Annotated in this window: 9 protein-coding genes; 3 read left to right on the top strand and 6 right to left on the bottom strand. The window is 63.6% G+C overall.

From position 1 onward, the window contains the following. Nucleotides 1–62 precede the first annotated feature (62 nt). On the bottom strand, nt 63–1,172 hold the full coding sequence (gene aroG / locus AC3WMU_RS23365; protein ID WP_081534219.1) for a 3-deoxy-7-phosphoheptulonate synthase AroG: 1,110 nt from the start codon (nt 1,170–1,172) through the stop codon (nt 63–65). 240 nt (nt 1,173–1,412) lie between these two features. Further along, the gene (tldD, locus tag AC3WMU_RS23360; RefSeq protein ID WP_006224983.1) at nt 1,413–2,873 is read right to left on the bottom strand and encodes a metalloprotease TldD; all 1,461 of its coding nucleotides are present in this window, start codon (nt 2,871–2,873) and stop codon (nt 1,413–1,415) included. A gap of 837 nt (nt 2,874–3,710) precedes the next feature. Between tldD and AC3WMU_RS23355 the strand changes: the two genes are divergently transcribed. Beyond that, complete coding sequence (locus AC3WMU_RS23355; RefSeq protein WP_492283034.1) at nt 3,711–4,094, top strand: H-NS histone family protein; 384 nt, start codon at nt 3,711–3,713, stop codon at nt 4,092–4,094. 87 nt (nt 4,095–4,181) lie between these two features. On the opposite strand, the gene AC3WMU_RS23350 is transcribed toward AC3WMU_RS23355, so the two are convergent. Next, the gene (locus AC3WMU_RS23350; RefSeq protein ID WP_035213188.1) at nt 4,182–4,805 is read right to left on the bottom strand and encodes a DUF4136 domain-containing protein; all 624 of its coding nucleotides are present in this window, start codon (nt 4,803–4,805) and stop codon (nt 4,182–4,184) included. A gap of 163 nt (nt 4,806–4,968) precedes the next feature. Between AC3WMU_RS23350 and pepN the strand changes: the two genes are divergently transcribed. Then, nucleotides 4,969–7,674 (top strand): aminopeptidase N, encoded by a 2,706-nt coding sequence (gene pepN / locus AC3WMU_RS23345; protein ID WP_492283033.1) that lies wholly within the window; start codon nt 4,969–4,971, stop codon nt 7,672–7,674. Nucleotides 7,675–7,684: 10 nt separating this feature from the next. Continuing rightward, nucleotides 7,685–8,704: a class 1 fructose-bisphosphatase gene (locus tag AC3WMU_RS23340; RefSeq protein ID WP_492283032.1), complete on the top strand. Its 1,020-nt coding sequence runs from the start codon at nt 7,685–7,687 to the stop codon at nt 8,702–8,704. Nucleotides 8,705–8,777: 73 nt separating this feature from the next. On the opposite strand, the gene AC3WMU_RS23335 is transcribed toward AC3WMU_RS23340, so the two are convergent. The 3 genes from AC3WMU_RS23335 to AC3WMU_RS23325 form a co-directional block, all read right to left on the bottom strand. Then, entirely contained in the window at nt 8,778–8,999 is a 222-nt protein-coding gene (locus AC3WMU_RS23335; protein ID WP_492283031.1) for a YgdI/YgdR family lipoprotein, read from the bottom strand. A 175-nt stretch (nt 9,000–9,174) separates the two neighbouring features. After that, the gene (thrC, locus tag AC3WMU_RS23330; protein ID WP_492283030.1) at nt 9,175–10,584 is read right to left on the bottom strand and encodes a threonine synthase; all 1,410 of its coding nucleotides are present in this window, start codon (nt 10,582–10,584) and stop codon (nt 9,175–9,177) included. Further along, the gene (locus tag AC3WMU_RS23325) at nt 10,581–11,885 is read right to left on the bottom strand and encodes a homoserine dehydrogenase (protein ID WP_006224990.1); all 1,305 of its coding nucleotides are present in this window, start codon (nt 11,883–11,885) and stop codon (nt 10,581–10,583) included. The genes thrC and AC3WMU_RS23325 overlap by 4 nt, the downstream gene beginning before the upstream one ends. Nucleotides 11,886–12,047 lie beyond the last annotated feature (162 nt).

The following is a 12,047-nucleotide window of genomic DNA, read 5'->3' as shown; positions in this document are numbered from 1 at the left end:
GCCGCTGCGCATGCTGCGCCGCACACCGCCCCAGGCAGGCGGCACACGGCGCTCGCACGGCATTACTTGCCGGAGGTCAGCGCGACCCGGCGGCGCTCGCGCACCGCGTGCGCCAGGCGTTCCAGCACGGCCACCGACGCGTCCCAATCGATGCAGCCGTCGGTGATGCTTTGGCCATAGACCAGCGGCTTGCCCGGCACCATGTCCTGGCGTCCGCCCAGCAGGTGGCTTTCCACCATCACGCCGACCAGGCGCGCGTCGCCCGCTTCCATCTGGCGCGCCACGTCATCGATCACCCTCGGCTGATTCTCGGGATCTTTGCTGCTGTTGGCATGGCTGGCGTCCACCATGATGCGTTGCGCCAGGCCGGCCTTGGACACGTCCTGGCAGGCCGCGTCCACGCTGGCGGCATCGTAATTCGGCGTCTTGCCGCCGCGCAGGATGACGTGGCAGTCCTCATTGCCGGCCGTCGACACGATCGCCGAATGCCCGCCCTTGGTCACCGACAGGAAATGGTGCGGCTGCGATGCGGCCTTGATGGCGTCCACCGCGATCTTCACATTGCCGTCCGTGCCGTTCTTGAATCCCACCGGACACGACAGGCCCGAGGCCAGTTCGCGATGCACCTGGCTTTCCGTCGTCCGTGCCCCGATCGCCCCCCAGGAGACCAGATCCGCGATGTATTGCGGCGTAATCATGTCCAGGAACTCACAACCCGCCGGCAGCCCCAGGCTGTTGATGTCCAGCAGCAGTTCGCGGGCCACGCGCACGCCCTTGTTGATGTCGAAGCTGCCGTCCAGGTCCGGATCGTTGATCAAGCCCTTCCAGCCCACCGTGGTGCGCGGCTTTTCGAAGTACACGCGCATCACGATTTCCAGATCGGCGCTCAGGCGGTCGCGCACCGGCTTCAAGCGCTTCGCATATTCGATGGCGGCACGCGTGTCATGGATCGAACACGGCCCGATCACGACAATCATGCGGTCATCCATGCCGTGCAGGATGCGGTGCATGCCCTGGCGGGCGGCGAATACGGTATCGGACGCCTCCTTCGTACACGCGAACTCGCGCATCACATGCGCGGGCGGATTCAGTTCCTTGATTTCTCGAATACGAAGGTCGTCGGTATTGTGTGACACGGTACTGCTCCTGGGTTGCCCGCCAACGGGATCCATTCCGATCGGTCTTTCCGATTCCGGCGGCACAAAAAAAGCCGCCAGTTCGCTGGCGGCTTTTTTGGGGGGATTCTTTCCAAACTTCAGATTGAGCGCGTCCCTTCCTCCGCCAGCGGCTTCAGAAAACCATAAAAATAAAAGTAAAAGGCGGGGGACGCGAATTTCATGGGGATTGACTCTAGCATAGTTTTTTCGGGCCGTCACATCGTTTTTAGGGGACGCGACGGCCCGGCATGACGCTTACGCCGTGCCGCCGACCGTCAGGCCTTCCATGCGCACGGTCGGCATGCCCACGCCCACCGGCACGCTCTGGCCGTCCTTGCCGCAAGTGCCCACGCCCGAATCCAGCTGCAGGTCGTTGCCGATCATCGTGACGCGCGTCATGGCGTCGGGGCCATTGCCGATCAGGGTGGCACCCTTGACCGGGTAGGTCACCTTGCCGTCTTCGATCATGTAGGCCTCGGAGGCCGAGAACACGAACTTGCCGCTGGTGATGTCGACCTGGCCGCCGCCGAAATTAACCGCGTACAGCCCGCGCTTGACGGACGACACGATTTCCTCGGCGGGCTTGTCGCCGGCCAGCATGTAGGTATTGGTCATACGCGGCATGGGCAGATGCGCGAAGGACTCGCGGCGGCCGTTGCCGGTCGCAGCCGTCTTCATCAGGCGGGCGTTCAGCGTGTCTTGCATGTAGCCGCGCAGGATGCCGTCTTCGATCAGCACGTTGCGCTGGGTGGCGTTGCCTTCATCGTCGATGTTCAACGAGCCGCGGCGGTCCGGCAGCGTGCCGTCGTCCACCACCGTCACGCCCTTGGAGGCGACGCGTTCGCCGATGCGGCCCGAGAACACGCTGGAACCCTTGCGGTTGAAGTCGCCTTCCAGACCGTGGCCCACGGCTTCGTGCAGCAGGATGCCCGGCCAGCCCGAACCCAGCACCACCGTCATCTCGCCCGCCGGCGCAGGACGCGCTTCCAGATTCACCATCGCTTCGTGCACGGCGCGCTCGACGTAGCTTTGCAGCATTTCGTCGGTGAAATACGCCAGGCCCAGGCGTCCGCCGCCACCCGCATGGCCCATTTCGCGGCGGCCGTTGCGTTCAGCGATCACGGTGAGCGACAGGCGCACCAGCGGACGCACGTCGGCGGCCAGGCGGCCATCGCTGCCCGCGACCAGCACCACGTCGTATTCGGCGCCCAGCCCTGCCATCACCTGGATGACGTGGGGATCTCGCGCACGCGCCATGCGTTCGATGCGTTCAAGCAACGCGACCTTTTCCGGAGCGCTCAACGTTGCGACGGGGTCGATGTCCGCGTACAGGCTGCGGCCCATCTCGGCCTCGACCTGCGCGGCCACCTTGACCTTGCCGGCACCGCGGCGCGCAATGCCGCGCACGGCATGCGCCGACGACAGCAAGGCGTCCGCCGACAGAGAATCGGAATAGGCGAAAGCGGTCTTCTCGCCGCTGACGGCGCGCACGCCCACGCCCTGGCTGATCGAGAAGCTGCCGGTCTTGACGATGCCCTCTTCCAGGCTCCACCCCTCGCTGCGCGTGTACTGGAAGTACAGGTCGGCGTAATCGACCTTGTGGGTGAAGATTTCACCCAGCGCGCGCGCCATGTCCGCTTCAGTCAGGCCCCAGGGGTCCAGCAGCAGCGATTTGGCGGTGGCAAGGGATGCAATAGCGGGATCAATGATTTTCATAGGCTCTATTCAGGGGGCGCCGGCGCGGCACGGTCGCGCGCGCTTGCGTTGACGCTCAAGACCGTATCGTAACGCCGACCAGGGGCCGGCGTCCCGCCCCACGCCAAAAGAGCCCGTGGGAGCCCGGTCCGGCAGCGGGCGGAAAATGGCGGACATTATCCGCATCTGAATCAGATGGGGGCGCAATATTGAGTATCAAGTTAAGCAATTGCGACCAGGCATTGTTCCGTCACATAACAGTTTTGTCAGCTTCCCGTGCCCAGGCATACGTGTGCAAGGCGCCTTGGCGTACAAGGACGGCAAATGCGCAGAACTCGTCATACAAGCATGAACAAAATGTCACCCGAGCACGCGCTCGGTTCGTTTCAGGCCCATATCATTCTCACCAAGCGGGAAAGCCAAAATGCATGGCAGCGTGTCAAAACCGCTGCCAAGGGATGAATTTGGCATCAGATCAAGGGTTTGAATGCCGGTGACAAACTCCCGGCGTTAAATGAGCGGCATTGCCTTCAATCTGCTCCCATGCTGTCCGGACCTCGCCCCCATCTGCCCGCTACACGAAACAAAGGCCGTTCAAGTTGCGGCTAACGCCGCCCATTCGTCCGCCTAGCGTACCAAAGCGGCATTTGTTTCAAGTTGTCCCAAATTTGAGAATATCCTTCCCAATACTTGTCTCCTGCGGACAACCGCAAGCCTAAAGGCTCTCCGGCCCTTTTGATACAAAGTAATTAGTCCGAAAATAGAGAAGTCAAGCCGCAACTTCTGTATTATGCGAAGCACAACAAATAAACATAACTTCGCCGGCGATTAAAGCAGTTCCATAATCAGGAATAAACCATGGCCCGAGAAACATACGCAGCACTGCAAGCAAAGATCGAAAAGGAAATCAACAAGCTTCAAAAGAAGGCGGAAGTCCTACAAACGAAGCGACGCAAGCCCGTGATCACGTCCATCATCACGTCCATGCGTGAATACGACATCACGCCGGAAGAGATCGTCGCCGCCTATGGCGCCGGCAAGCCCGTGCGTGCAGCCGCAGGCGGCCGACGCAAGACTGGCGCGGCTGGACGCCCCGCCACCGCCGCCAAGCGCGCCGTTGCGCCGAAGTATCGTCACCCCCAAACCGGTGAAACCTGGAGCGGCCGCGGCAAAGCCCCGCGTTGGCTCGCCGCAGAAGAAGCCGCTGGCGCTACACGCGACAGTTTTCTTATCAAAGAATAAAACCTATTCGGCAGTAAGAAATAAATCGGCGCACCAATATGGTGCGCCGATTTTATTTAAGCGACCTGCCAGAAAGGCGGTCCGGACTTAGCGTAACGGGAATTCGATTTCGCGTTCCGCCCCATTATTTCCGGGAAAATTGTCAAATATTGCACGGACCAGATAGGGCATGGTGCGCATGAAATCATCGCCCTGGCTCAGTATGAAGGCGGTGGACCGATATACCTCAGCGCCATTGCGCTGCGTATCGCGGATCTTCAAGCTGAGCGTATTGCGCTGAACGGCCATGGGCACATCGACCCAGTCGGGGCCCCAGTAACCGTAGCCAGGCCCCCACGGGCGCGGGCCGTAGTAGCCCCCGTAACCATAGCCGCCATAGAAGTACGGGTCGTACGGGCGCCGCACCATGATCTGCGTCTGGCTCGTGCCATAGGTGAACGAAACATCGAATCGGGCTTTGGTTCCCGGTTGGGCCTCGACCAGCCCGGTCGCACCGATCCCTGCGCGCACCATGTCCTGATAGGACTGGTATTCCAGATTATTAGCCTGGTTGGGATCCGCCACGACAAACTGATAACTTTGCCCTTCAACACCGGTCGGCCACTGCTGGAATGATGTCACCCGGGCCGACACGGAAGGCGCCGCACATCCCGTCAATGCCAGCACCCCCGCAACGGCCAATAACCCGGCCCAACGGCCTACACTGAACATGGACAATCTGGACATTTTGCGACTCCTCTAGCGCGCGACGGCGCCATCATACTGAGCTTTGACAGGGCCGGCGGCAAAAAGTTTGCCCTAGCCCGCAAGCGCCAGACTGCCTTCGCCGCCAGCTACTACAATAGAACCCTCGTTCAACCAGGACTGCAACTCCATGCGCACCGACACGCCCATTACCGTTTATCGCAAGGACTACCAGCCCTACCCGTACGACATTCCTGAAGTCGCCCTGGCCTTCGATCTGGCGCCCGACGCCACCGAAGTGCGTTGCACCATGCAGGTGCAGCGCAAGCCCGGCGCCAGCGCCGACGCGGCCTTGATCCTGGATGGAGAGGACCTGGAACTCGTATCGGTAGGCGTCAACGGAGCGCCGCTGGCCGCCGACGGTTATCACCTGTCGGAACACAGCCTGGCGATCTACGGCCTGCCGGCCGACGCCACGGTCGAGGTCGTCAGCCGCTGCAAGCCGTCTGCCAATTCCACGCTGATGGGCCTGTACGTATCGGGCGGGAATTTCTTCACGCAGTGCGAAGCCGAGGGCTTTCGCCGCATTACTTGGTTCGCCGACCGCCCCGACGTCATGTCCCGCTATCGCGTGACGCTGCGCGCGGCGCCGCAGTACCCGGTGCTGCTGTCCAACGGCAACCTGATGGCGTCGCGCCAGCTGCCGGACGGCCGCAACGAGGTCGAATGGGAAGACCCGTTCCCCAAGCCCTGCTACCTGTTCGCACTGGTGGCCGGCAACCTGACGCACCGCGAGACCACGGTCAAGACAGCCAGCGGCCGCGACGTGCTGCTGCAGGTCTACAGCGATCCGGGGTCGGAAACCAAGACGGAGTGGGCGCTGGATTCGCTGGTGCGCGCGCTGCGCTGGGACGAAACCCGCTTCGGCCTGGAATTGGATCTGGACCGCTTCATGATCGTCGCCGTCCACGACTTCAATATGGGCGCGATGGAGAACAAGGGCCTGAACATCTTCAACGCCGCCTATGTGCTGGCCGACGCCGACACCGCCACGGACGCCAACTATGAAGGCATCGAGTCCGTCATCGGGCACGAATACTTCCACAACTGGACCGGTAACCGCGTGACGTGCCGCGACTGGTTCCAGCTGAGCCTGAAAGAAGGCCTGACGGTCTTCCGCGACCAGGAATTCAGCGCCGATATGATGGCGCACGGCATGGACGCGACGGCGGCCGCCAGCGCGCGCGCGGTCAAGCGCATCGACGACGTGGTGGCGCTGCGCGCCGCCCAGTTCCCGGAAGACGCCGGCCCGATGGCCCACCCCATCCGCCCCGAGAGCTACCAGGAGATCGGCAACTTCTACACGGCCACCGTGTACGAGAAAGGCGCCGAAGTCATCCGCATGCAGCACACCTTGCTGGGCGAGGAAGGTTTCCGCGCCGGCATGGACGAATACTTCCGCCGCCACGACGGCCAGGCCGTGACCTGCGATGACTTCGTCGCCGCCATGGAATCGGTCTACGTGCGCCAGCATCCTGGCCGCGACCTGTCGGTGTTCCGCCGCTGGTATCGCCAGGCGGGAACGCCGCGCGTGACCGTCAAGCTGGAACACGACGCTGCCACTCGCCGCTGCACGGTCACGCTGACCCAGGACTGCCAGCCGGTGGGCGTCGAAAAGAAGGCCGGCGCCGACTACGTCAAGGCGCCCTACCATATTCCGTTCGCGATTGGCCTGCTGAGCCGCGACGGCAGCCCCCTGCCCTTGCGCCACGCCGGCGCTACCCGTGACACGGCCTTGCTGGAACTGACCACGCAAACTCAGCAATGGGTGTTCGACGACATCGCCGAACGGCCCGTGCCCTCGCTCCTGCGCGATTTCTCGGCCCCTGTCATCGTGGACTACGACTGGACCGACGAAGAGCTGGCCCTGCTGTCCGCGCACGACAGCAATCCGTTCGCCCGCTGGGAAGCCGGCCAGGAACTAGCCACGCGCCAGATCCTGGCGCTGGCCGAAGCCCGCCAGGCGGGCCGCACGCTGCACGCCGACGCCGCCTTCATCGAGGCATGGCGCGCCCAGCTGACGGACCCGGCGATCGACGCCGCCTACCGCGCCCGCGCGCTGGCGCTGCCCTCGGAAAAGACCTTGGCCGAGCGCATGCAGGCCGTGGATCCGCCCGCGCTGGCCGTGGCGCGCGACTTCCTGCGCGCCGAACTCGGCCGCCAGCTTGCCGCCGAATTCCGTCAGGCCTTCGAGCAGAACCAGACGCCAGGCGAGTACAGCCCGGCCCCGGTTCCTGCCGGCATGCGCGCGCTGAAGAACCTGGCCCTGAGCCATCTGCTGGCCGCGGGTGAGCATGACGCCCAGCGCCTGGCGGAACAGCAATACGACCGCGCAGGCAACATGACCGACAGCATGGCCGCGCTGTCCGCCCTGATCAATTACGGCCAGGGCGATTTCCCGCAGGAAGCGCTGGCCGCGTTCTACGACAAGTGGCGTGACAACCCGCTGGTGGTGGACAAGTGGTTCGCATTGCAGGCCGCCGCCCGCTCCACGACGGTGCAGACCGCGCGCGAGCTGATGACGCATCCGGCGTTCACCTTACGCACCCCGAACCGGGCGCGCGCGCTGATTTTCCAGTTCTGCCTGAACAACGCGCGCGGCATGCACCATCCGGACGGCACGGGCTACGCCTTCTGGGCCGAGCAGGTGCTGGCGCTTGACGCGCTGAATCCGGAAATCGCGGCACGCCTGGCACGCGCGCTGGACAACTGGTCGCGCTTCGTGCCGGCCCTGCGCACGCCTATGCAGGCCGCCCTGCAACGCGTGCGCGCGCATGAAGGCCTGTCGCGCAACGTGCAGGAAATCGTATCCAAGGCTTTAGAATTCGCAGCATAGGGAGACCTTTTTGAAACGTAAAACTCTGACTCAGTACCTGGTGGAGCAACAACGCTCCGCCCAAGCCCTTGCGCCGGAAGTGCGACTGCTCATCGAAGTGGTCGCGCGCGCCTGCAAGGCCATCAGCCATGCCGTCAGCAAGGGCGCCTTGGGCGGCGTCCTGGGCAGCCTGGAAAGCGAGAACGTCCAGGGCGAAGTGCAGAAGAAGCTGGACGTGTTGTCCAACGAGATCCTGCTCGAAGCCAACGAATGGGGCGGCCACTTGGCAGCCATGGCCTCGGAAGAGATGGAAACCATCCACCTGATTCCGAACCGCTACCCGAAGGGCGAATACCTGCTGCTGTTCGATCCCCTGGACGGCTCGTCGAACATCGACGTGAACGTGTCCATCGGCACGATCTTCTCGGTGCTGCACGCCCCCCACAACGTGTCGGGCGCCCCCGTCTGCGAGCAGGACTTCCTGCAACCGGGCGACAAGCAGGTCGTGGCCGGCTACGCCGTCTACGGACCGCAGACCATGCTGGTGCTGACCATCGGCAAGGGCGTGGTGGGCTTTACGCTTGACCGTGAGATGGGTTCGTGGGTGCTGACGCACGACAACATCCAGGTGCCCGAAGACACCAAGGAATTCGCGATCAACATGTCGAACATGCGCCACTGGGCTCCCCCGGTCAAGCGCTACGTCGACGACTGCCTGGCCGGTTCCACCGGTCCGCTGGGCAAGGACTACAACATGCGCTGGATCGCCTCGATGGTGGCCGACGTGCATCGCATCCTGACCCGCGGCGGCATCTTCATGTACCCCTGGGATGCCCGCGAACCGGGCAAGGCCGGCAAGCTGCGTCTGATGTATGAAGCCAACCCCATGAGTTTCCTGATCGAACAGGCCGGCGGCGCGTCGATCAACGGCGCGCAGCGCATCATGGAAATCCAGCCCGACACGCTGCACCAGCGCGTCAGCGTGATCCTGGGATCGAAGAACGAAGTCGACCGCGTGGGCCGTTACCACGCGGAAGAATCGGCGAAGTAAATCTTTCCCGCAAAGCAAAAGCCCCTCGATTTCTCAAGGGGCTTTTTTCATTGCGCGAGACGCGCAGTGGGGGTCACTTGACCTCTTCGATGGACTTCACGTCGTCCTTGTTGACCTGGACCTTCTTGCCGTCCTTGTCGTATTCATACATGCCGGACTTCTTGTCGTAAGTCGGCGCGTCGGGCGTCACGGTCGAGCTTCCGTCCCGATTCTGAATGACCGAGGGCGACGAGCATCCGGCCAGCACCCCAACTCCGGTCACCACCAGGGCCAACGTCATGGTCTTCAGGTTCATGGGCGTGTTCTCCAAGTGTGATTAGGTGGATTCACTGTATCGGTAACCTGGCCCCAAATCCGTGTCGGGTTGTGGTCAAAATGCATAAGAACGTAATACACAGATCCCACATCGTAAAAAAACCCCTCGAGGCCAAGCCTGCGAGGGGTTTTGCGCTTACAGAAACCGCAAGCAGTTACACCTTGGCGTTCGCCTCGATGAAACGGCGGACGGCGGATTCACTGCAATCCATGACTTCCACGCGCTGCGGCAGCGATTCCAGATTGGCGAGGTTGCCCGGAGGCGTGGCGGGACGGCCCAGCGCCTCTTCGATGGTTTCGGAGAACTTCGCCGGCAAGGCGGTTTCCAGAACCAGCATCGGCACGCCCGGTTCGATGAATTCGCGCGCAACCTTCACGCCATCGGCGGTATGCGGGTCGACCAGCACGCCGGTCCCTTCGTAGACCGAACGGATGGTGGCCAGGCGGTCTTCATGCGAGCTGGCGCCCGACACGAAGCCATAGCGCGATTCGAACTGCGGCTTCAGGTCGGACAGGTCGAACGAGCCGTCCTTGGCCAACGACGTCCACAAGGCCTTCACGCGGGCCGGATCGCGGCCCACCAGCTCGAACACGAAGCGTTCGAAGTTGGATGCGCGCGAAATGTCCATCGACGGGCTGGACGTGGCGTAGGTCTGTTCGGCCGGACGCGGACGGTAGATGCCCGTGCGGAAGAATTCTTCCAGCACGTTGTTCTCGTTCGTGGCCAGGACCAGGCGGCGCACCGGCAAGCCCATACTGCGCGCGATATGGCCCGACAGGATGTTGCCGAAGTTGCCCGAGGGCACGGCGAACGACACCTGCTGGCCCGGCTTGTCGGTTGCGCGCAACCAGCCATGGAAGTAGTACACCACCTGGGCGGCGATGCGCGCCCAGTTGATGGAGTTCACGGCGCCCAGGCGGTACTTCGTCTTGAACGCCAGATCGCCGGCCAGGGCCTTGACGATGTCCTGGGCTTCATCGAACACGCCGCGCACGGCGATGTTGTGGATGTTCTCGTCTTGCAGAGAATACATCTGCGCGCGCTGGAAAGCGCTCATGCGGCCATGCGGCGACAGCATGAAGACGGCCACGCCCTGCTTGCCGCGCAGCGCGTACTCGGCCGCCGAGCCCGTGTCGCCGGACGTGGCGCCCACGATGTTCAGCGTGGTGCCGCGCTTGGCCAGCACATATTCGAAGACCTGGCCCAGGAACTGCATGGCCATGTCCTTGAAGGCCAGCGTCGGCCCTTCGGACAGGCCCAGCAGCGACAGGCCGCCGTCCAGCGGACGCAGCGGGACGATGTCTTCGCTGTTGAAGATCTCTTGCGTGTAGGCCGCGCGAGTCAGGCGCCGCAGGTCGTCCGCCGGGATGTCGGTGGCGAACAGCGACAGCACTTCGAAGGCGAGGTCCGCGTAGGACAGGCCGCGCCAGGATTCGAGCGTCTGCTCGGACACCTGGGGCAATTGCTCCGGCATGGCCAGCCCGCCGTCGGGCGCCAGGCCTTCCAGCAGGATGTCGGAGAACCCCTGGGGGTTCATGCCGCCGCGAGTAGAGATGTATTTCATGTCAAGTTCTCCACGCGCAATCGCGTGACCTTGGACCGGACGAACGGCAAGGACTCGATGCGCTCGATGGCTTGGTTGACGTTGCCTTCCACGGCTTCGTGCGTGAGGAAGATGATGTCGGCGCCGCCGATGTGCGACGGCTGCTGGATCATCGACCCGATCGAGATGGAGCGGTCGGCCAGGATGCGGGCGATGTCCGCCAGCACGCCGGGCTGGTCGTCCACCCGCAAGCGCAGGTAGTACGACGTGCTGACGAGTTCGATCGGCAGGATCGGCGTGTCGGACATGGCATCCGGCTGGAAGGCCAGGTGCGGAACGCGGTTGCCCGGGTCGGCGGTGTGCAGGCGGGTGACGTCCACCAGATCGGCCACGACGGCCGACGCGGTGGGTTCTTCGCCCGCGCCCTGGCCGTAGTACAGCGTGGGGCCGACGGCGTCGCCCTTGACCAGCACGGCGTTCATCGCGCCTTCGACATTGGCCAGGAGGCGCTCGGACGGCACCAGCGCCGGATGCACGCGCAGTTCGATGCCGTCGGGACGGCGCTTGGTGATGCCCAACAGCTTGATGCGGTAGCCCAGGCGTTCGGCGTGCTCGATGTCTTCAGCGGCCAGCTGCGAAATGCCTTCGATGTAGGCACGGTCGAACTGCACCGGCACGCCGAAGGCCAGCGAGGCCAGCAAGGTCAGCTTGTGCGCGGCGTCCACGCCTTCCACGTCGAACGTGGGGTCGGCTTCGGCGTAGCCCAGGCGCTGGGCCTCGGCCAGCACATCGGCGAACGGCAGGCCGCGCGAACGCATTTCCGACAGGATGAAGTTGGTGGTGCCGTTGATGATGCCGGCCACCCACTGGATGCGGTTGGCGGTCAGGCCTTCGCGGATCGCCTTGATGATGGGGATGCCGCCGGCGACTGCCGCTTCGAAGGTGACCATCACGCCGCGCTCGTAGGCGGCGGCGAAGATCTCGTTGCCGTGCTTGGCCAGCAGCGCCTTGTTCGCGGTGACGACGTGCTTGCCGTTGGCGATGGCTTCCATCACCAGTTCCAGCGCCAGCGTGTCGCCGCCGATCAGTTCGACGACGATGTCGATTTCGGGATCGCGCACCAGCGCGTGCACATCGGTATCGACCTTGATCGAATCGCCCACGCGGGCGCGGGCCTTGACCACATCGCGCACAGCGGCGCGCGTGACTTCAATGCGGCGGCCGGCGCGGCGCGCGATTTCCTCGGCGTTGCGAGACAGCACGGTCCACGTGCCGCCACCGACTACGCCCAGACCGAGCAGGCCCACCTTCATGGGATTCATCGCGCCGCCATCTGCGGGCGGGCGTTGAGGGGAATTCATTTCAGTTCTCCAAATTGCTGTGCGATGCTGTACAGCACCGGTGACGCAAAAACAGTTGCTGCCCTATCGGGATGCCGCGGATCCGGCTCCGCCGGTCCGCAGGCATGCCCCCTTGAGGGGGAA

It is taken from the genome of Achromobacter sp. FW305-C-13 (assembly GCF_058783475.1).
This window is presented reverse-complemented; position numbering and strand designations above follow the sequence as displayed.